Here is a 21,088-nt window from a genome sequence, read left to right as displayed (position 1 = left end):
CTGGCGCGTGTTCTCTTCAGCATGGACAGAACGCATAATACCTCGCCAAAAACACGCTTAATTAGCCGATGTTGTGCTCGAGTTTGCCGGACTTGCCGTTGCCGGTTCAGCGGCTTGTTTTGCTAAGGTGCGTTTTAGCAACTGAGAATATATCGGTTGTCCCCCTAAAAACTGCGCCATCATGGTCGCGCCGAGACAAGTAATAATCAGCGGCAAAATTAAATCGTAATTTTCGGTGAGTTCTATCACCAGTAATATGCCCGTGATTGGCGCGCGCACCGTAGCGGCAAATAGCGCCCCCATACCAGCAATCGCAAACATCCCAGCGTCTAGCGCCAATGAAGGAAACAACTGCTGGCATACAAGACCAAATAAGGTACCAAATAAGGTGCCAAGGGCGAGCATAGGGGCAAAAACCCCACCAGGAGCTCCCGAGCTAAAACACGCCAACGTCGTGATTAATCGAATGGCAAACAAGCCGGCTAATGCCCCGAGTGCGTAATTGCCATGGGCGGCGGCAGGAATGAGTTCGACCCCTTCACCGGTAATGTCAGGTAACCACAACAACATCAATCCAAAAAAGCCACCTAGGCCGGCACCTAACAATAAAAACCGGTGTTGCTGGTGACGATGCCAGCGCTCAAAACCATCCATCATACCCACGACCAGACGATTAAAGAGCACACCAAAAGCCCCAAAGATTAATCCCAAAAGTAAAAATAAGGCGAGGGATAATAACGGCGGCGCATCATAGGTGGGTAACGTAATCATCGCTTCTTGCCCTTGCAGGCTGCGATAAACAATCGTTGCCATCACCGCCGAAATCATGACGGCTTTGACGGAAACCAGGTTATAGCGAAATTGTGGCCGCATTTCTTCAATCACAAACATGATACCAGCCAATGGCGCGTTAAATGCAGCAGCCAGTCCCCCCGCTGCACCGGAGGCCACTAAGGTATGCCGTCCTTCATCATCCTTTAGCCGAAAGATATCATATAACATCCGTCCGACCGCACCGCCCATTTGTACTGAAGGTCCTTCACGTCCTAACACTAGCCCAGCCCCTATCGTACCGATGCCACCAAAAAATTTCACAGGAATAACTCGCCACCAGCGCACCGGTCGCACATTATCTAGCGCGCCTTCAATTTCGGGGATACCTGAACCTGATGCCTCAGGGGCAAAGCGATAGACTAACCAAAATCCCATCATGGTGAGTAACGCACTCGAAATGCAAACTAAAAGCCCTATGCTTAAATCAGACCACAACCCTGTTTGCTGTGAAAGAAAATGATGGCGCGTTTCATCAATCCAGTCGATGCAAATATCAAATAAGGTTGATAATAAGCCGGCGCCAGTGCCGACAAGAGCCGACAACAATAGAATAATGACTGGATTCTTATGATTGGCTATGAAGCGTCTAACCACTTTAGTTGGCTGTTCGCGTAGTTTGATTTCCTGATCCAATGGACTGGCCTTTAGCGCGATTTGCAATCATACAACTATAGCATTGCTTCTCACTACAGTCGGATTAAAAGGCCTTAATTTATCAGCGGCTTTGGGGGAAATTTGCTCCTTGGAACCTGTCCAAGAGTCTTAGCCTCAGGTACACTGATTTATCATGGTTCAAGGGATGAAGACACTATGAGTCAACCGACATTACACAGCCTGTTTAAACCCAATGCTGTCGCCATCATTGGCGCATCCAATCGTCGCGACAGTGCCGGCTATTTGGTGATAAAAAACTTATTAGCCAACACGTTTAACGGGCCCATCATGCCAGTGACCCCAAAGGCGACGGCGGTGCATGGCATACTGGCGTACCCAAATATCACCGCATTACCTATCATTCCCGATCTAGCCATTGTCTGTACCCGCGGCTCGCGGGTGGCCGCCCTTATTGAAACCTTGGCCCAGGTTGGCTGTAAAACCGCCATTATCATGGCTAGCGATATCAATCACCAAGATAGCCAAGCCCTAAGCGGCATTTTAGCCGTAGCAAAACGCTTTAATATGCGCATTCTCGGGCCAAATAGCCTAGGTATTATCCTGCCATTAATCGGGCTTAATGCCAGTGTCACTCATGCCCAAGCCTTGGCAGGTAATATTGCTTTCGTGTCTCAATCCTCTGCGCTCTGCACCACGGTCTTAGATTGGGCTAATCATAAAAACATCGGTTTCAGTGCCTTTATCTCGCTTGGAGATAGTGCAGACATTGATTTTGGGGAGTTACTCGATTATCTCGCTCGGGACGCGCAAACCAAGGCGGTGATCTTATACATAGACTCAATCAACAATAAACAACATTTCTTGTCGGCTGCTAGAGCATGCGCCAAACACAAGCCAATTTTAGTGATTAAATCAGGTCGCAGCCACGAAGGGGCTCATGCGGCTAAACGTCATACGGGGGGGCCAACCGGATACGATATCGTCTATGAAGCCGCCTTTCGTCGGGCCGGGATGTTACGGGTGTTGGACTTGCCCGAATTATTTGCGGCGGTGGAAAGCTTAGCGCACCCAACTCGCTTGCGAGGCGAACGATTAGCCATTATCAGTAATGGTGGTGGCCCCGGTATTTTGGCCCTCGACAGCCTTATCATTAAAGGCGGCAAGCCGGCGCGGCTATCGGCCGACTGTATTGAGCGTCTTGATACATTTTTACCGGCTAACTGGTCCCGTGACAACCCAATAGATATTGGCGGTGATGCCGATGCCAAGCGCTACGTCAAGGCACTCGAGGTCGCCATGGACTTACATATTGCCGATGCCATATTAGTGCTGCACTCCCCCTCAGCCCTGGGTGATAGCGCCAATATTGCTAATGGGATAGTCACCTTACTCAAGAGTCATCCTAATCGGCATAAAATCAGTGTACTGACCAACTGGTCAGGTGAGGATGCCGCCTATCATGCGCGAAAGATTTTTAGCCAAGCAGGCATCCCCAGTTACCGCACCCCTGAAGCCGCTGTCGGTTCGTTAATGCATTTAGTGGAATTACGTCGCAATCAAAAATTATTACAAGAAGTGCCTCCTTCAATCCCAGATCACATCCCGACCGATAGCATTAAAGCTAAACAAATCATTAGTCAGGCCCAAGCGCAAGGTCAGTTAGTGCTAGAAACTCATGATGCCAGTGGTATTCTTGCCGCCTATGGTCTCAATACCATCACCACCCTGCCAGCGGCATCCGTTGAGCAAGCTTGTCGCCTGGCCACTGATATAGGTTTTCCTGTCGCACTAAAGGTGCAATCTCCGCAAATCATGTATAAGTCTGACGTACAAGGCGTGATGTTAAATCTCAGCTCCAAAGCCGAAGTTCGTCAGGCAGCGCAAGCAATGCAAGCCAGAGTGCATGCGATGGATCCTAATGCTGAAATTGAAGGGCTATTAGTGCAAAAAATGGCACTGACCGCTGGTGCGCAAGAATTACGGCTGGCGGTGATTACCGACCCGGTGTTTGGACCGGCCATTTGTCTCGGTGAAGGGGGGTCGGAATGGTCACCCACTCGGGATGCCGCAGTCGCCTTGCCACCACTGAATATGACGTTAGCCCGCTATATGATTATTCAAGCATTAAAAACCAATAAATTACGGGACAGGCACCTCCCCTTAGGGCTCGACATGACGGCCTTATGTATTCTGTTAACTCAGATCTCGCAACTTATTATTGACTGCCCTGAAATCGCTGCACTGGATATCAATCCCGTACTTGCCGCGGGCACCAAAATTACAGCGCTTGATGTCATCATTCACTTATACCCTAAAGAAGACACCCCGCAAGATCCCTTAGCCATTCAACCCTACCCCAAAGAGCTCGAACAATGGCAAACCCTAAAAAACGGCCGCGAGGTCATGTTGCGCCCGATTTTACCTGAAGATGAGCCCAAACATATGGTATTTGACAATTCACTGTCAGCTGAAGATAGGTATAAACGTTATTTTGGAGTGCGGGCGGCAATGACGCATGAAGAAATGGCGGTGTTAACTCAAATTGATTACGCCCGAGAAATGGCCTTTATTGCAATTGATACTGACGCCAACCATGAAGAAATAACCTTAGGTGCGGTAAGAGCTTCAATCGATCCTGACAATGTCGATGCCGAATTTGCAATGGCCGTCAGAAGTGACTATCAAGGACTGGGTCTAGGTCGGATGTTGCTGGAAAAGCTGATGGAGTACTTTACCCAAAAAGGCACCCAAAGCATGAGCGGCTATACCATGATTGAAAATCGCAACATGGCAAATTTAGCTAAGACCTTGGGCTTTAGTGTCACCTTTGATTTAGAAGAACGACTGATTTTTATGCATAAAAAATTGAATCCCATCGACAATTAACTAAACAACGCCGTCGTTTACATTGAACGTGCGGCGTTTATCATGACTCAGTAGCCCATCGCAGTAGGCTGTCGTAAGCGTGTTATTGCTCGATCACTGGCGTTGCTCACCCACCACGGAATTTCTCCCTGCGGCTTTGGCCGAATATAAGGCAGCATCCGCTCGAGCAATACAGCTGTCGTTATCGTCAGCAATGTTTGCGGTGGCCACACCAATAGACACGGTCACTTTACCAATAGACTCTTTGGCTTTCCCAATACTTAGCTGTTTGTGACTAATGCGACTGCGTAAGTTTTCAGCCACCACTAATGCCGAGGTATAATCTGTCTTTGGTAAAATAATCACAAACTCCTCACCGCCAAATCGGCCGACAAAGTCTTCTCCTCTCACTGCATTCGTCAGCATTTTGGCAACATAAGCCAAGACCTTGTCGCCCACTTGATGTCCATGAATATCATTAATTTTTTTGAAGTGATCAATATCAATCATCAACAAACAAAATGGTTCTCCGCCCTGCTTAACGAAATCCACTTGCGCGGATATCGTCATGTCAAACGCCCGTCGATTTTTCAGTGACGTTAGGGCATCGGTTAAACTGGCTTGCTCAAGTGTGCTCATTTCAGATTTTAAGCAAGAAAGCTCAGTTTGCATCGCCCCCAGACTTTGCTCCAAGCTAGAGTTTGACGTGATCATCTCATCCACATGAGCTTTTAACTCCGTCACTAATTGCCCTAATGAATCTATGGTCGGCGACGTATTTAATCGATGACTGTAGGTAGTTAACACACCAGAGAATTCGCAACTATCAGTACTCATACTGGCAATCGTATCTAACAGATTGCTGATAATCCGTTCCGTGTCCAGATGAGATTTGACTAAATCAACCGTCGGTTTAGCCTCAACAAATTGATGATATAAATCTTGATTAATTTTATCAGTGAAACGAATTTCATTGTTGATGTAATGATTTACAGCCGTCACTAAACTGCGGTTTTCACCTTTAAAATATTCATACCATACCGCGTAATTGTCCGGTGTCACCGCAATGCCATAACGAGTCATTTGCGGAATAGCAAGACGTAATAATTTGGTCGAAGGGTCAACACCTGTCGCATCTGTTTTAGCAGTTATTATCTTATCCATGAACTCTACTACTTATAATGTTGTTGATGTCATTGCACTCAATCCTTGCGGCATAACTTTAGTATATCTTGATCTGGGCGATATTCTTGAGTATTAACATTTAAAAGTCCTAACACCGTATCAAACAGATTGTCTTGAGAATAATGTCCCTGTGCTGCTTGCTGTTCAATACAGGCCAATGACAAATGATTCTGCGCTAAATAATCCGGTGAAAACCAAGTGAGCATCGGAATATGTGTTTGTTCCTTCGGTGCCATCGAATAAGGTGTACCATGCAAGTAGAGACCCATTTCTCCCAAGGATTCTCCGTGATCTGAAATATACAGCATGGCAGTGTCAAAATCCGTCACGGTTTCAAGTTTAGCGATGACTTCACTCAATACATAGTCGGTATAGACCAAGCTATTATCATAGGTATTAACTAAGGCTTCTTTAGAGCAATTTTGAATATCACTCCGCTGACAATCAGGACTAAAACGTCGCATCGATTCGGGATAACGTTGGTAATAAGTGGGTCCATGGCTGCCCATGATGTGTAACACAATTAAGGTATTGTCATCTGTTAACTCGAGCAATGACCTCTGGAGTTGGTCGACCAACACTTGATCTAAGCAACGACTGCCATTACAAAGTGTGGGCTCGCTATCTAAGGCAATATTGATGGTTTTCACACGGGCACACACGCCCTTACAGCCTCCATCATTATCGAGCCATAACACATCAATGCCTGCATGATGTAAAACATCGATTAGATTATCTTGCGCCTTGGCATGACGCGGATCATATTGTTCCCGATTAAACCGAGAAAACATACAAGGCAACGAGACGGCTGTCGCAGTGCCACAAGAGCTGACATCGGCGAAAACCTGTAAAGGATATTTTTCAGTGTAAGGGTTGGTATTTTTACCGTACCCATAATAGGCATAATTTTGGGCTCGGGCAGTCTCTCCAACCACTAATACCATTAAATTGGGTTTGGCTTTTTTTAGTGTCACCTGAGCATCTAGGCCCAATTGCTGGTAAGGCAGCGGAGTCTCAACATAGGTTCGATTGATATACTTTACTAACGACCCGATAAAATAAGTTGGAACCACCATACGTTTAATTTCGTCATTATTTCGGCCAAACGCTAAATAATTTTGCATAAATAGCGCCACTATCGCTCCAATAATCACTAACATCGCCACCATAAACAGCGCTCGCTGCTTGATTGCCTTGGCCATTGGCAGCGCGGTTATTGGTAGTTTCCAAATAATTAACGCTGGCAACACGCCGCTCAATGCAAAAGCTGAAACCGCAGAAAAATTTAAGTACATTGAAGCTTCAGCAGGATGGGTTTGGAAAACGTTCTCCATCATGCTGTAATCAAATACCACACCATATTTCCATCCAGCAAAAAAGACAATTGACGACAACAAAGTAAGCGGGATAAATAGAGGTTTAATCAGCTTCGCAGGACTTATCAAACTAAAAATAAAACTGAGTGCCGCCCACAAAAAAACCGGCATTGTGAGGGCAAATACTCGGCTAAAGTCGCCTTGTTTGTTTAAGCCAGCGGCGACAAACTCCCACAATGGCCAATTGAAAACCAGTACGTACCATACGGCGATCATTGCCACAAATACCACTGGCGTTATTATTATTTTTTTATTTGACAAGAAGTGCTCCGATTACCGCTAGTTATGTTAACAATTTGAAACACGGCTAATGTAAGCAAACTACTGCCGAGGTTCAATGAATAATTATCGAAAACTCATAAACTTAAGCAAGTTTAATCTCAGCTAAAAACTGCCACCATCTTTAGGGCTATCATGTTACTGCGATCGATCACACTCTAACATTGTGATACTTGTGTATCAATTTGATACACCGCATAAAGTTTTTAATTATTCAAAATAGGTCATCAAGGGTGTTAAAGCACTTATGCCTTGCTGTTACATCGCTTACAATAACCAATTTTTCGGAAGTGACTCGATGAACCTTACAATTGTCTTAGTAGAGCCAGCTAGAGCGACCAATATAGGAGCCGCCGCCCGCGCCATCAAAACCATGGGATTTACTCGGCTAGTCATTGTCAACTCTGAACAGCATTTAGCCCCGGAAGCACAATGGCTTGCTCACGGAGCGACGGACATCTTAACCCGCATTGAAACCGCCCCCACATTAGCAGCATTGAGACCGCAATTTGACTTAATGGTAGCCACCACCGCTCGTGAGCGTGGTCAAAGCCGAACTTATGTGACGCCTGAGCAATTAGCTGAGGAACTGCAACATAGCAGCGCAATGGATGTCGCCTTAGTATTCGGCCGTGAGTCCTCAGGGTTAACCAACCAAGAGCTCCAAATATGTGATCGTTACTCCTACGTGCCCCTAGCCAACGACTATCCCTCGTTAAATCTGGCGCAAGCCGTTATGGTGTATAGTTATGCATTGAGTCAGGTGAGTCGCACCATTGGCCTACAATCGTCCCCCGCAAGCCAGGGCAGTATTCAAGCCTTGAAGAATAAGGGGGAGTTACTGTTAGATAAGCTCAACGTGACGACACAGGATAAGTTACATCGCTGGTGGCTCGAACATTTAACTAGCCTAGATCAACGTGACGTCAATATGACTCATCAACTGTTAAATGATGTATTGAAAAAGATTGATAAAGACTAATACCCTGCTGGCGTCAGTGACTAACAAGGGGCAGTATTGATGCCCCTGTGCATTGGTGACAATTGACGGTTCACCAAGCAATGGCCGCGCCTTGATAATCAAAGAAGCCGCCATTCATTTGCTCATGATAGCCATCGAGTAATTGCTTTATCCCAGCACTGCTTTGCTCGACGGTAATCAATGCATTAGGCCCCCCCATCTCAGTTTGCACCCAGCCGGGATGAATCGCCAAAGAAGCTATCTTGGCAGGGGCTAAATCTATTGATTGGCTTTTAACGACCGCATTAAGTGCCGCCTTAGATGAGCGATATAAATAGCTTCCTCCCCCTTGATTGTCTGTCATGCTCCCCATTTTTGAAGAGATATTCGCAATAATCGCGCCGTTAGCCGCTTGTAAATGCTCCAAGAAAGCTTCTGCCATTTTTTGCACCGCAATGACATTCACGCCAAACACTTGCATCCATTGTTCAGCATCCGTATCACCGAAAGCGGCCGACTTGGGCCCATAGTATCCGGCATTATTAATCAGTAAATGAATGGGGGTTTGGATATCGTTGGCGAGTTGGATAATTGCTTGATGACACTGAACATCCAGTTCAACTATCTCCAACGGATAATCTTGGGTCAATTCGAGTAACTGCTGAGCCCGCTCAGGTGAGCGACATGCGGCAGTTACCTGCCAACCGGCACGTAAATATAGGCGAACTAACCCTAGGCCTATTCCCCGATTGGCACCAGTAATTAGCAGGTGACGAGTTGCCATGTTCATAATGACCTTACTTCAGCCAAAGAGATTAGCATGAACTAAATTAGCCTTAACGCCAAGTTATTACTGCCTAGCTAAATACTGATTGATTAATTTTGATAAACGTTCATGTAATTTTTCTTCGAATTCATCGAGTTCGTAATGATTTAACTCTAAATATCGCTCGGCCTGAACTTGAGTCAGGACCTTATCATTGAGTAAGTATTGCAATTCAGGCAAGGATTTGTCGTAACGTGGGGTAAACTGCCACAAAGCAAAACCAGAACTCATCTGCGGGATCGCGCGATTGGCCAGTAAGCAAAACTCTTCAATGTGATCTAAACCATTGGGACCTAGGCAACCGGGCTCGACTCGACAAAGAACAGACAATTGCCCCTGATGTTTGTCATCCTTGAATGCTTCTGTTGGCATAGTTAACTCCTTGTAGTCATGAACAATTAATGAGCATTGATTAATTACAATCAATTAACACAGTATAAACCTGCCATGTGTATCTGCCATCTATTCTGAGAAATTTTCTTCTAATTCAATACACAATAGGTTATCAATGGCATCATCAAAACTATCGAATTGATGCTGGGCCATATACAATCTAAGCCGTTCGATAATGTCCTTACTGACCTCAATATGGCCTTTTTTCTGACGTTTTTTTATCTGGGAAAATTCCCTACGCACCATCCGCCAGCCAAGATCACTGAAAAACTGATTAATCCCTTGATTAGTCAAAATCAATGCCTGTTGCAATTGTTCTGCATTTCGTTGACGTCTGTGCTCAAGCAATAGACGCATATGTTGATTCAGTTCAATAAATAGCGCTTGCTGACTTAAGGATTGCTCTGGCGCTAGACGGCACTGGAACCAATCAGGTTTACGGCGTAAATACTCCTTGGTCATGTAGCGATACAATAATGGCATCACTAACGGGATTTCATCCTCTTGGATCAATAATAATTTTCTGCCTGCTTTAGGTGCTGCACCCAAATATTGCCATTCCATAATCACCTTTTGTATGGTTACACCATTAAAAGCAAAATTATGATCCTTTAGCCTATATTAATCAATCATCCTTTATTAAATGACCGTCATTGTGACCTGAATTTATTCCAACATGCCAACATGCCAACATGCCAACATGCCAACACCATGGATTATCTTGTGATAAAATTTGCTAGACAACCAAAAGATTGCCTATGCTTTCAAGCCAGTATTCTTATCAAGGGGTCATTATGGAGCTCGCAAGGCAACACCAAATCGCACGCTTAATCGTCCCATTACTTGCAGTAATGATCCTATTTTCAGCGCTGTTTTACTTGTTGGTATGGCATAAAAGTCGCCAAGAGATTTTATTAGAATATCAACAAGTGTTTGTATCAACCTATGCCCTGTTAACCGAAGAGGCAAACATAGCAAACCTCCCTGATGGCACGGGTGCACTGAGTCTTGATGGGCGTCAGATGGCATTTTATCGAGGTGACCCAACCCCAAACACAATGTTAGACGCCATGGGCATTCCTGCTGGTGGCTTTAATGACTATCGGAGTGCCAATCCAAGTTGCGACGATCTTACCCGCGCCAATCAAGTATGTTTTGTGCCATTGGCAGATAATATGACCTTAGCAATTTCAGGCGTTGACGATACCGCCCACATCGTGATATTTCCCAATGAAATGAAAGATAACGCTTGGTGGCAAACTTGCATGTTAATTTATGCGCAAACTAAAGCCACCGCCCAAGCCAGTGCCAAGTTTGATACCTTAATCTTCGATAAAGGCTGTTAACACCAGAGGGTATTAAGCGGGGTCGTGGTTTGATAATGCCACGCGATTTGAGCTTGAAATAACTCAGCGGTGGCCAACGCATCAGTTAATGCATGATGCTGCTGATATCGAGGCAGATGATAACGTTCACGACTATCGATTAATCGCAGCGATGGGGTGCTCACTGGCCAAAACTGCCACCATGGTTTTGATCGTCCATGAACTCGGTGTTCTATTTCCATGGTATCGATCAGAGGAAAGCGTACTCCCTCCCCCAACCGTGTTTTTAGGGCATTATCCAAAAATTCCCGTTCAATCGGGCGGTAATGCACCACCACAATTTTGCCGCGAATGGCCTTGAGTAATTGTGAATAGACTTCCTGTAGATCAGGGGCATTATCAATATGGCTATGGGTAATACCGTGGATGATAACCGAGCCTTCATCTAACACCGCTTGAGGCTTTAATAGCCAATGTTGGCTCGTCGATAGTGGGATTGTACCTAATGAAAATGGAACTATCCCGATACTGATAATATCGTCAATGGCAGGATCAAGGCCGGTAGTTTCAAAATCCATGGCCACAAATTCAACCTCGGATAGCGGTGTCAGAGGCGCCACACAACCGTGGCCAAAAAAAGCTTTTATGACGGGGTTTTGTGCCCGTTGATGACGAGCCTGATAGTATTGCGACCACGCATTAATGGTGCTGGTCATCGCGGTTATGCACTCCGATTCGGCTGATAGCGAAACTTAAGAAATTTTTGCGCATGGGATAATACTTGGAAAGCGTCTCTTAAGGTTCGACGTTCAAAGTCGGATAAATTATCGGGTAAGACATCGTTATTGGGTTGTTCATTGGCTTTGATGGCTAACGCTTGCTGGCGGATCCTCACTAACGAGATGCACTCCATGGCAGCCCGTAAGTCTTCACCCCGCCCCTTGGGTAAAATACCCGCACTGATAATGTCATCTAAGCGGTCAAAAGAGTTCTGCGCGCGGGATCCTACCGCCAAGGCATGTACTCGGATCAGGTCTGCCAAAGGTGCCGTTCCCCGCCGCTTTAGGTTGATAACATTACGTTGACGACCATCTTGCTCCATCACAAACCCTTTGAAAAATCCCAAAGGTGGCGTGCGATTTAAGGCATTATGCGCCATCGCGGCTAAAAATCGGTTATTTCGTTTCGCGCGGCGATTAATAACACTGGTTAATTGCTCGACCCAATCTTGACGGCCATAGACACAGTCTAAATCAAAGAAAATATTAGCATCGAGGAGTGAACGATGATTGGGATTATCAATCCACTGACCAAAACATTGCTCCCACTGCGCTAATGTCATTTGCCATTGTGGATTAGTGGCCATGATCCCGCCTTGACAATATGCAATACCGGCTGCGGCTAAGCCATCACTAACAAACACCGCCAGTGCCCTATAATAGCCCATGTCTGACTCAGTGACAGCGTCATCTAAAATGATGGCATGATCTTGATCTGTTACTGGTAATTGCTCGTCACGCGCCATAGAGCCTAAAATCATAAACGCAAAAGGTAATGGCGCAGGCCCTTGAGATTGCTCGAACAATTCGATAAGTTTTTGGATCATATTGCGGCCAATCACCGCCATCGCACTACCTATCATGTGGGAATTAGCATCTTGCTCAACCAAGCGGGTGAAGCAATCTAAAATTTGCGAGCGTAACGCAGCAACATCTTGAACAGTGGTTTGCTGCCAAATGGCACGTACCAATAATAAACTCGAATGAGATTCGTAACGCAGTAAATCTGACATCGCAATGACCCCAATACTACGTTTACCTTTAACAATTGGAATATGGTGCAACTTGTTCTTGAGCATGATTAACATGGCTTCAAATACGTAAGCATTACTGTCGACTTGAATGATCCCCGTGGTCATGATGTCTTCGACCGGTCGTTCGATATCGAGCCCTGCGGCCACCACCTTAGTACGAAAATCTTTATCAGTGATCATCCCCACCACTTGATCTTCATCATCAAAGCCACTGATCGGTTTGTCAGGATCGGTGATCAATAAGCAAGATACATCCTCAGTCGCCATAATTTGAGCAGCGCAGGCGATAGTACAAGATTTTGCTAAGGTGACCAGCTCACGTGAGATTAGACTGCTGACCTTCACTCCGGTAAAGGTATTATCCTCCAGCGTCGAAACGGCCTGCTGCAATCGCACTCGACTCTCGATCTCTACAAAGTTAGCAAAATCAACATAGTGTTTGATCAAGAAATGAAACATGGTTTCACTGATACAATAAAGCAGGCAATCTTCTTGCGCCCTAGCCGGTAGCCTTACCTTATTGTTGAGTAATAAGCCCATCTGACCGAATAATTCGCCTGCGGCAAGCCGATGTTGTAATTGACCACTGGCGCGATGTATTTCGACAACGCCAGAACGCACCATGTATAAGTGATGAATGTCGTCATCAAGCGCCAATATTTGCGCGCCCTGACGCACATATTGCACCTCAATATGGTGTGAGATATCGGCAATCACTTCTGCAGGTAAGGACTCAAAAGGCGGATATTGCCGAATGAAGTCCATAACCTCGCTAATCTCAATACTCACGCCATGTCCTTATGTTTAGGTCGCGGTTCAGACAGCAAGCCTTTGATCAGTGACACACAAGCCACCAATAAGATCAGGGCAAAAGGTAAGCCTGCCGACACGGTCATCGCTTGTAATCCCGTGAGACCACCACCTAAAATCAATACGATAGCAACGATTCCTTGGAAGCTACACCAATAGACTCGTTGTGCCCGAGGCGCATCAGTTTTTCCACCAGCAGCGATAGTGTCTATCACTAATGAGCCCGAATCTGCGGAGGTCACAAAGAAAATGACCACTAATACGATACCAATAAATGAGGTAATACTGGATAACGGCATGGCATGCAATAAGGTGAATAGCTTCAATGGTAACTCAGCATCAATGAGCGCTTGATAACCTTGATTAACGACCATATCTATCGCGGTATTGCCAAACACTGTCATCCACAGCACACACGCTGTGGATGGGATAAGCAACACACATGTCACAAACTCACGTACGCTCCGGCCACGAGACACTCGTGCAATAAACATGGCAACAAACGGCGACCATGAAATCCACCACGCCCAATAGAAGGCAGTCCATGCTTCAGTAAAACCGCTATCTTCACGGTTAAAAGGCATTGATAACTCAGGGAGATACCTTAAATAAGACAGCAAATTATCAGCAAAGCCAGTGATAATGGCCAACGTAGGACCCACAAACACCACAAATAGCAGCAATAAGGCGGCTAGGCCCATGTTGATTTCGGATAATCGTTTGACCCCGGCGTTTAACCCCGCCCATACCGATATCAAAGCCATCGCGGTGATAAAGAAGACTAAGATGATTTGTGTCTCGGTACCGAGGGGGACACCGAACAAATAATTTAAGCCTGCCGCCGCTTGTGATGCACCAAAACCTAACGAGGTAGCTAAGCCAAATAAGGTGGCAACAACCGCAAGAATATCAATGATGTGACCAGGCCAGCCCCAGATCCGCTCCCCTAATAACGGGTAGAAAATTGAACGAACAGTGAGAGGCAAGCCTTTGTTAAAACTGAAAATAGCAAGGCTTAGGCCCAGCATTGAATAAATCGCCCAAGGATGTAAACCCCAGTGCAATATGGTTGATGCCATCGCAATATCTTGAGCACTGCTAGGATCATTGAGCGCGCCCAGCATAGGCGCCATATCGACACGTAAGCCGTGATCGATAATGGGTCCACCGACCGCGGCACTGTAATGACTGATGGGTTCAGCCACACCAAAGAACATCAAGCCAATGCCCATTCCAGCGGCAAATAGCATACTAAACCAGGGAATATAGCCATAATCCGGCGTGGCTTGGGTGCCACCAATACGGACCCGCCCCAAAGGAGACAAGACTAAGCTGAGGCACACGAGTAAAATGATGTTAGCCGTCGACAGGAAAAACCAATCTAACGATGAGGTAATCCATTGTTTAATTGCGGTAAATGCGGGTTCAACCGTTTGTTGAAACATCAATGTGATGATGACAACCACTAAACTGAGTAAGGTGGAGATAATAAATACACGATTATGAAAATCGAGACCAAATGGACCAATACTTAACGCAATATTATCTTGGCCCACACGGTAATCGGTATCGATGGGATTGACTTCACCATCCGGTGACATGATCTCTTCAAGGCTTTTGTCAGACAAAAACAACTCCTCTCGTTATCAACAAGCTTGTTGATAGCTTGTCGTAAGTAATCAGTTAGTTTACATCAAATATCCCAGCCTTACTGTGAAATGGATCACTACCCCCCAATCGCCAGCCCAACATTTCCACAACCCTAGCTCAACACGCCAGTGCAAGTTCGCGGTACAATTAAACAAGTTTCAACAATAGCGTTTCAAGGATCAGCTCAACGTCGCTTGATAGCAATCATTAAAGTGTTCAATATATTTCGCAATGGGAATAAGGCTATCTTTCGGGCGGCGGTTTCGTCCCAGCAATGATGCTTCAACAAATAATTCAAACCACGCATTGAGTGCCTGTGAATTTAGGTGTTCAGCCATCGCGTCTAATGCCATAACTGCCACTTCGGCCGTGCCAAATTGAAAATCATGCTGGCCTTTACGCAATGCGTATCGCGCCAGTTGAGTGGCATCAAATGACAGCATAGGTAAGCCCTGTAAATAAGGACTTTTACGAAACATTTTTACCGCTTCTCGCCAACTGCCATCCAACATAATAAACAGCGGTCGCTTGCCCGCCAGCGATTGCATGTCAATTTGGTTAACTATCGTTTGGCCCGCGTCGGCATAGCTGCCAGGAAACACCACAAAAGGTTGATATTGTGGATCGGCGAGTATTGCCAACATCTCAGCATCGACATCGGTTCTTGACCATAAAAAAGCATGGGTTTGCGGTATAAGATCAGCAATCAGCCGCCCTGAGTTAGTGGGCTTTAATACCTCACCATCATACATAAGTAATAAGAAGGCCGATTGCGTCTTGAGCTGTTTACGTTGGCTGCAAGTACACAATGTTTGAGATAACAAACATAGCGGGCAACGGATCAACTTATGACCTCTCGCAGCAAATGCTTTAGTTGCTAAAGATAAACGGTATTGATGCAGTCGATGTACCGCATGGGGTTGCAAGGGGCTAGACATAGTCATTCGGGGCAAGAAAAATTGGCCAGAGTGTACTTGTTATGATCAGTAACGACAAGCTCTGCCGCCCCAAACACCTCGCCCGCAGCAATAGCAACAGCCTTGTCACACCCAGGACACCTAGCGCCTCGCCGCAGTAACATTTATCACCAACACATTACGATTTGTCAGGATAGATTTACGCTCAGATCTAGCCTTAAAAACCCAACAAGACTAGTAAAAAAAATACTTAGACAAGATGAAGTTAAGCCCTTGCACTTCATTTTTTGGGGGGTAAAATGCGCGCCCTGTATTGTATTCATTCCCCTTATTCGGAGCCGTTATGCCCTCACCTCAGTCATCAACCTCACCCGCATTTATGGGGCAACTTTTGATGGTTCTGGTGTTAATGATTGCCTGTGGTCAAATGGCCCAGACTATCTTTGTACCGGCGCTGCCAGTCATAGGTGATAGCTTACACATTGGCGCTTCTGGCCTGCAGGCGATCATGGCGAGCTACCTTCTAGCCTATGGCTTATGCCAATTTATTTACGGCCCAATCTCCGATCGCATCGGCCGTAAAGTGCCATTATTGTTTGGTATTGCGCTGTTTATTCTCGGGGCGATTATCGCCGCTAACAGTAATCAATTTGCCCAGTTAATTGTTGCTAGCACCTTGCAAGGCATGGGAACCGCGGCAGCAGGTGCGTTAAGCCGTAGCATTCCTAGAGATCATTACTTTGGCAAACCCTTACAGCAATTCAATAGTTATGTATCCATGGCGGTCGTGTTTCTGCCGTTAGTGGCTCCCTTTATCGGTTCGGTTACGAGTGCACATTTTGGCTGGCATGGGGTCTATTACTTCCTAGCAGGATTTGGTACTTGTGTCTGGTTAGTCATACTGTTGGCGTTCAAAGACTCATTACCATTAGCAAGGCGTGAACGACGTCCTGTGTTGGCCTCATATGCCATTGTCCTGAGGAGTAAGGCCTTTTGCGGTTATGTCCTGTCTCTGGTAGCCACATTTGCTGGGATAGCCGCCTTTGAAGCTATTGCAGGCGTGTTATATGGCCAATCGCTACAGATGACGCCATTTTGGGTCAGCGTGTATTTTGTCGCGCCAATCCCCGGCTACCTCATTGGTGCCTTGATGGCTTCAAAAACCCAATCTATGCGAAAGCTCACTAATCGTGGCATCGCCCTCTTAGGTGCTGGCGCGTTATTTTTATTGATCCCCGGCTTATCCGGTTGGGTCATTGGTTGGAGCTTGTTAGTGGGCTCGACTCTGTTTTTCTGCGGTGCTGGGGTTTTATTCCCGACCTTAACAACGGCGGCGTTAGAGCCATTTCCTCGTCAAGCTGGGATTGCCGGTGCCTTACTTGGCGGCTTACAGAACTTTGGTGCCGGCATGGCGGCATTGATCATGTCACTGGTGCCAATGCACGGTCAGTTAAGTATTGGCCTACTATGTGCAGCCATGGTGATGGTGGTTATCATAGCGCTGTCTTGGGTAAAACATTGCGAACAAGACAAAGGCGTGACTGGCGCGAACCCGCTATAGCGACAAGTATTAAGCCATGATGAGCTGACAATGCCCTCTTTACTTGCCAGCTCAGTTATTGCCGGCGGGCAGTCTGGTCAAAAACCATGCGATCGCACGCCTCGGTTGATTCGATGAACGAAGCGCCATTGCAACCTTGGCGCAACAAGGTGGCATCAAATAATCGCTAGCGGCTAGAATAACGCTTTCTCGCGCTCGTCCCCCTCTCACGAATAACAGTTTAAACTCTTGTTTTTGTTTAAAATAAAATACACATTATCGTTAAGCACCTCTGGCAAACAAGAGTAACAATCACGCCCAACAATTACTCAGCTGACAATCCAACAACAAAATATCAACAACGGCCGCTTTGATCATATTATATAACCTTTAGCTATAAGCCTTAGCAGCTTTGGTAATTTATAATGGCCATCACATCTAGCAAGATGAATACAAACCTTAAATATCATCAACCGATTGTGACGCGTGTAATCTAGCTTCCACCCCGTTGCAAAACCCGTGTTATGATGCGGTTAATTACTGATAAAACCAGCCCTGTTGACACAAAAAAACTATAGTTGGGCTGGTCTGTTTTTGAAGGAACGTTTTATGACTCTCATCTTCAGCTTAGTGCTCTTTTTAGCACTGCTTGCGTTATTGGCATGGTATCACCGCCGCAGTGACTCCTTATCAAAATCTGTTTTCGTAGGCTTACTCTTTGGTGTCGTCTATGGTGCCTCGATGCAGGCACTTGTCAGTCCAGACGTTGCCTCGCAAGCCATTGAGTACATAAATATCATTGCTGCAGGCTATGTTAGCTTGCTGAAGATGATCATTATGCCCTTAATATTAGTGTCGATTATTGGCGCTATCTTAAAAGTACAAAACGCCTCGTCTCTAGGCAAAATATCGGGATTGAGTATTGGGATCTTGTTAGGTACCACCGCGGTGTCAGCGCTCATCGGCATTGCCATTGCCAGCCTGTTTAATCTCAGTGCTGATGATATTGTACAAGGCACGCAAGAATTGGCTCGAGGCAACGCCCTCGAAGACCGTCTGGCTTCAGTCTCTACCCTGTCGATTGCCGACATGATCATTAGCTTTTTCCCGGCCAATCCCTTTGCAGATCTCGCCGGCAGCCGTCCGACATCCACCATTGCCGTGGTTATTTTTTCTATTTTCATTGGCTTGTCAGCGGTAACCCTAACCCAGAAAAAACCTGAGCTTGGCAATAGTTTTACCCATTTTATGGAAGTCGCCCAAGGACTGATCACCATCTTAGTCCGTAAAGTTCTGGCGTTAACACCTTATGGTGTGTTGGCGTTAATGGCCAAAGTGCTGGCCAGCTCAGATCTCGCCGCCATCCATACCTTATTAAACTTTGTCATCGCCTCTTACGTGGGTTTGTTGGTGATTTTAGCGATGCATTTACTCTTGGTTGCTCTAGTCGGCGTCAAGCCTTGGGATTATCTGGTGAAGACGGCGCCAGCCTTGATGTTTGCTTTCACTTCACGATCATCTGCTGGCACCATTCCACTGAATATTGAAACCCAGATCACTAAGCTCAAAAATCATCCCGGGGTGGCCAATTTTTCCGCATCATTTGGTGCCACTATGGGCCAAAATGGTTGCGCCGGTTTATACCCAGCCATGCTAGCGGTGATGATTGCCCCTTCCGTAGGTATTAACCCCTTAGATCCATCGTTTATCGCCACCTTGGTGTTAGTCGTAACGGTCAGTTCATTTGGGATTGCAGGGGTTGGCGGCGGCGCCACATTCGCCGCGATTATTGTCCTTTCGACATTAGGCATGCCGGTTGCACTCGCAGGCTTGTTGATTTCGATTGAACCCTTGATAGATATGGGCCGCACCGCTATCAATGTCAGTGGTGCAATGACATCAGGTACGGTCACCAGTCGAGTGCTAGGCCTAAGCGCCGAGCCCACGGAGAGTGACATCACGGCAAATAAAAGCGTGAGCTAGTATTGCCCGTAAGTGAGTTGGTACAAAAAAGGCCATACATTGATGTATGGCCTTGTTGCATATTAAGCGGCTAATGCACCTCACTGCTGCACGTTTAGCTGCGCAGATCAGGGTTGGATCAAATGAGCGTGAAAGCGACAAGGTTTGGGCGCACATAGCAAAAAGCCCAAACGAATATCGTTTGGGCTTTTTAAATATTGGCGGAGCGGACGGGACTCGAACCCGCGACCCCCGGCGTGACAGGCCGGTATTCTAACCAACTGAACTACCGCTCCAATGGCGGCTATATTATTAACAACCATGGTGCTGGTCAACACTTTTTTATCATCAAAATAACTGCTTAGCTATTTTTTATACAACCCAGTGTCATTCAATTAGCTCGAGGCGCCTTCGGCGTTAAGATCCACCGTCGCGGGTTTAGTATTAGGTTTAACTTGTTGTTGAGCCAACATACGACTTTCAGCTAATGCCATCGCTTGCGCCATCGTTTGCCGTTTTCGCCAGATTAACAGCCCGACTAACCCAAGGAGTAACAAGGTCACATTAATGGTGATAATCCAAAACTGGGCATCACTACGGGCAGCGATGGTTTGCGCATCCGCGACTTCTGCCGCTTGCTTAGCCAGTTCAGCAGGGCTTGGTTCAACCGGCGGAGGCAGTGGAATATTAAAAAATAAGTCGTCTAACGATAGCACTATCTCACGACCAGCAACGGTTGTTGATGCTATGGAGCCTTCAATCCGATAACCGCCAGCGTCGGCGAGTGGCGGTAAATCAATAATGTTAGTGCCGGGCACAAGCACGACTAACGGCAATGGCCATTGATCCGTTGGGCCAACGACGGTGAGCTCGACATGAGAATCAGGGGCCCGAACATGCTGATCATCAACCTCGATATTGACCCGCCATGGGCCTTGAATGAGATCCAAGGGTTCAATAATACTCACTTTAATTGGTTGAGGTAGCAACTCAATTGGAATATTGAATTCGCGCTCAAACACCCGATTCTTGGCTAATACTTGAAAGGTATAATGGCCCCACGGACGATTTAGATTGAGATTACCGGTAAAAATACCATCATCAGGACGCTCATCGAGCATTTCGCCGTTATCGAAATAGCGACCGGCTTTGTAGCTGCCTACGGCAAAATTTTCATCGCCAGGTCGCTGATTACTGATCAGTTTGCCTTGCCAGTCGATCAAATAATCCATCCCAGGCATCGACATTAACTTCTCGCCCGACAACAGTCTGGCGCTGACTTTAATGCGCTCACCTTGATATATGGGGGCGGGTAAGGGGTCGATTTCTACTGAGAGCTCAGATAATTTTTCGATAGTGGAGCCTGGGGCCAATTGTCCAAGGATTTGCCAGGGACCCGGCATAGGGTTATGGATAGTGATGATATCGCTGGCGATACCATCAACCCACTGCACTGTCTCTGGGTGCCGATTGGAATACCACTTTGTGCCATCGGGTAAAATTAATACCACTGGACTCGTCTCATATTGACGCTTTATCAATATGGTGATGCTCTCGACCATATAATCAATACGAAACCTGTGCTTAAGTTCGGCAATAGCACTGGGCGCTATCAGGCTCAACGGTGCACTGTCGTCGGCGTCACTGGCAGTTGGCGCGTCCGTAGCACTTAACGGCAAACACCCTAAGTACAGTAGAGAAGCAAGCGCCCACCTTCTAACTCTATATTTATGCAAG

16 protein-coding genes and 1 tRNA gene are annotated in these 21,088 nt (G+C 46.4%); 5 read left to right on the top strand and 12 right to left on the bottom strand.

Annotated elements, in window-relative coordinates; translation table 11 throughout:
* Positions 1–57 precede the first annotated feature (57 nt).
* Positions 58–1,467, bottom strand: a complete 1,410-nt coding sequence (gene clcA / locus KU855_RS11940) for a H(+)/Cl(-) exchange transporter ClcA (RefSeq protein ID WP_218530512.1) — start codon at positions 1,465–1,467, stop codon at positions 58–60.
* Positions 1,468–1,644: 177 nt separating this feature from the next.
* Here clcA and KU855_RS11935 point away from each other — a divergent pair, with 177 nt between their 5' ends.
* A complete protein-coding gene (locus KU855_RS11935) occupies positions 1,645–4,335 on the top strand; it encodes a bifunctional acetate--CoA ligase family protein/GNAT family N-acetyltransferase (RefSeq protein ID WP_218530511.1) in 2,691 nt (896 codons plus the stop codon).
* Positions 4,336–4,428: 93 nt separating this feature from the next.
* Here KU855_RS11935 and KU855_RS11930 read toward each other — a convergent pair whose 3' ends face one another.
* A complete protein-coding gene (locus tag KU855_RS11930; RefSeq protein WP_218530510.1) occupies positions 4,429–5,478 on the bottom strand; it encodes a GGDEF domain-containing protein in 1,050 nt (349 codons plus the stop codon).
* A 38-nt stretch (positions 5,479–5,516) separates the two neighbouring features.
* Positions 5,517–7,136 (bottom strand): phosphoethanolamine transferase, encoded by a 1,620-nt coding sequence (locus tag KU855_RS11925; RefSeq protein WP_256261002.1) that lies wholly within the window; start codon positions 7,134–7,136, stop codon positions 5,517–5,519.
* 316 nt (positions 7,137–7,452) lie between these two features.
* On the opposite strand from KU855_RS11925, the gene KU855_RS11920 reads away from it, so the two are divergent.
* Positions 7,453–8,136, top strand: a complete 684-nt coding sequence (locus KU855_RS11920; protein WP_218530509.1) for a tRNA/rRNA methyltransferase — start codon at positions 7,453–7,455, stop codon at positions 8,134–8,136.
* A 70-nt stretch (positions 8,137–8,206) separates the two neighbouring features.
* On the opposite strand, the gene KU855_RS11915 is transcribed toward KU855_RS11920, so the two are convergent.
* The 3 genes from KU855_RS11915 to KU855_RS11905 form a co-directional block, all read right to left on the bottom strand.
* The gene (locus tag KU855_RS11915) at positions 8,207–8,899 is read right to left on the bottom strand and encodes an SDR family oxidoreductase (protein ID WP_218530508.1); all 693 of its coding nucleotides are present in this window, start codon (positions 8,897–8,899) and stop codon (positions 8,207–8,209) included.
* A gap of 66 nt (positions 8,900–8,965) precedes the next feature.
* Positions 8,966–9,313, bottom strand: a complete 348-nt coding sequence (locus tag KU855_RS11910) for a hypothetical protein (protein ID WP_218530507.1) — start codon at positions 9,311–9,313, stop codon at positions 8,966–8,968.
* A gap of 90 nt (positions 9,314–9,403) precedes the next feature.
* Positions 9,404–9,898, bottom strand: a complete 495-nt coding sequence (locus KU855_RS11905) for a hypothetical protein (protein ID WP_218530506.1) — start codon at positions 9,896–9,898, stop codon at positions 9,404–9,406.
* Positions 9,899–10,092: 194 nt separating this feature from the next.
* Here KU855_RS11905 and KU855_RS11900 point away from each other — a divergent pair, with 194 nt between their 5' ends.
* On the top strand, positions 10,093–10,680 hold the full coding sequence (locus tag KU855_RS11900; RefSeq protein ID WP_218530505.1) for a hypothetical protein: 588 nt from the start codon (positions 10,093–10,095) through the stop codon (positions 10,678–10,680).
* Here KU855_RS11900 and KU855_RS11895 read toward each other — a convergent pair.
* From KU855_RS11895 to KU855_RS11880, 4 genes are all read right to left on the bottom strand, one after another.
* Positions 10,677–11,375, bottom strand: coding sequence for a 3'-5' exonuclease (locus KU855_RS11895; RefSeq protein ID WP_218530504.1), 699 nt, complete (start codon positions 11,373–11,375; stop codon positions 10,677–10,679). The genes KU855_RS11900 and KU855_RS11895 overlap by 4 nt on opposite strands.
* Positions 11,376–11,380: 5 nt before the next feature.
* Entirely contained in the window at positions 11,381–13,261 is a 1,881-nt protein-coding gene (locus KU855_RS11890; protein WP_218530503.1) for a putative nucleotidyltransferase substrate binding domain-containing protein, read from the bottom strand.
* Positions 13,258–14,883, bottom strand: a complete 1,626-nt coding sequence (locus KU855_RS11885) for a BCCT family transporter (RefSeq protein WP_218530519.1) — start codon at positions 14,881–14,883, stop codon at positions 13,258–13,260. The genes KU855_RS11890 and KU855_RS11885 overlap by 4 nt, the downstream gene beginning before the upstream one ends.
* A gap of 228 nt (positions 14,884–15,111) precedes the next feature.
* The gene (locus tag KU855_RS11880; RefSeq protein ID WP_218530502.1) at positions 15,112–15,870 is read right to left on the bottom strand and encodes a tRNA-uridine aminocarboxypropyltransferase; all 759 of its coding nucleotides are present in this window, start codon (positions 15,868–15,870) and stop codon (positions 15,112–15,114) included.
* A gap of 322 nt (positions 15,871–16,192) precedes the next feature.
* On the opposite strand from KU855_RS11880, the gene emrD reads away from it, so the two are divergent.
* Positions 16,193–17,410, top strand: coding sequence for a multidrug efflux MFS transporter EmrD (gene emrD / locus KU855_RS11875; protein WP_218530501.1), 1,218 nt, complete (start codon positions 16,193–16,195; stop codon positions 17,408–17,410).
* 588 nt (positions 17,411–17,998) lie between these two features.
* On the top strand, positions 17,999–19,372 hold the full coding sequence (locus KU855_RS11870; protein WP_218530500.1) for an L-cystine transporter: 1,374 nt from the start codon (positions 17,999–18,001) through the stop codon (positions 19,370–19,372).
* A gap of 198 nt (positions 19,373–19,570) precedes the next feature.
* On the opposite strand, the gene KU855_RS11865 is transcribed toward KU855_RS11870, so the two are convergent.
* Both KU855_RS11865 and KU855_RS11860 read right to left on the bottom strand, forming a co-directional pair.
* Positions 19,571–19,647: transfer RNA gene (locus KU855_RS11865), tRNA-Asp, on the bottom strand.
* Between the two features lie 99 nt (positions 19,648–19,746).
* A complete protein-coding gene (locus KU855_RS11860) occupies positions 19,747–21,087 on the bottom strand; it encodes a TIGR03503 family protein (RefSeq protein ID WP_218530499.1) in 1,341 nt (446 codons plus the stop codon).
* Between the last annotated feature and the right edge of the window lies 1 nt (position 21,088).

This window comes from Shewanella sp. NIFS-20-20 (assembly GCF_019209865.1).
Taxonomy (GTDB): Bacteria; Pseudomonadota; Gammaproteobacteria; order Enterobacterales; family Shewanellaceae; genus Shewanella.
Note: the sequence above shows the minus strand (reverse complement) of the source record. Positions and strands in the feature narration are given on the sequence as shown.

Bases quoted from the DNA above. Each gene is read 5' to 3' on its own strand.
- KU855_RS11935 (WP_218530511.1), top strand. From the start codon at position 1,645: ATGAGTCAACCGACATTACACAGCCTGTTTAAACCCAATGCTGTCGCC.
- KU855_RS11930 (WP_218530510.1), bottom strand. From the start codon at position 5,478: ATGGATAAGATAATAACTGCTAAAACAGATGCGACAGGTGTTGACCCT.
- KU855_RS11920 (WP_218530509.1), top strand. From the start codon at position 7,453: ATGAACCTTACAATTGTCTTAGTAGAGCCAGCTAGAGCGACCAATATA.
- KU855_RS11915 (WP_218530508.1), bottom strand. From the start codon at position 8,899: ATGGCAACTCGTCACCTGCTAATTACTGGTGCCAATCGGGGAATAGGC.
- KU855_RS11910 (WP_218530507.1), bottom strand. From the start codon at position 9,313: ATGCCAACAGAAGCATTCAAGGATGACAAACATCAGGGGCAATTGTCT.
- KU855_RS11905 (WP_218530506.1), bottom strand. From the start codon at position 9,898: ATGGAATGGCAATATTTGGGTGCAGCACCTAAAGCAGGCAGAAAATTA.
- KU855_RS11900 (WP_218530505.1), top strand. From the start codon at position 10,093: ATGCTTTCAAGCCAGTATTCTTATCAAGGGGTCATTATGGAGCTCGCA.
- KU855_RS11895 (WP_218530504.1), bottom strand. From the start codon at position 11,375: ATGACCAGCACCATTAATGCGTGGTCGCAATACTATCAGGCTCGTCAT.
- KU855_RS11885 (WP_218530519.1), bottom strand. From the start codon at position 14,883: ATGTCACCGGATGGTGAAGTCAATCCCATCGATACCGATTACCGTGTG.
- KU855_RS11880 (WP_218530502.1), bottom strand. From the start codon at position 15,870: ATGTCTAGCCCCTTGCAACCCCATGCGGTACATCGACTGCATCAATAC.
- emrD (WP_218530501.1), top strand. From the start codon at position 16,193: ATGCCCTCACCTCAGTCATCAACCTCACCCGCATTTATGGGGCAACTT.
- KU855_RS11870 (WP_218530500.1), top strand. From the start codon at position 17,999: ATGACTCTCATCTTCAGCTTAGTGCTCTTTTTAGCACTGCTTGCGTTA.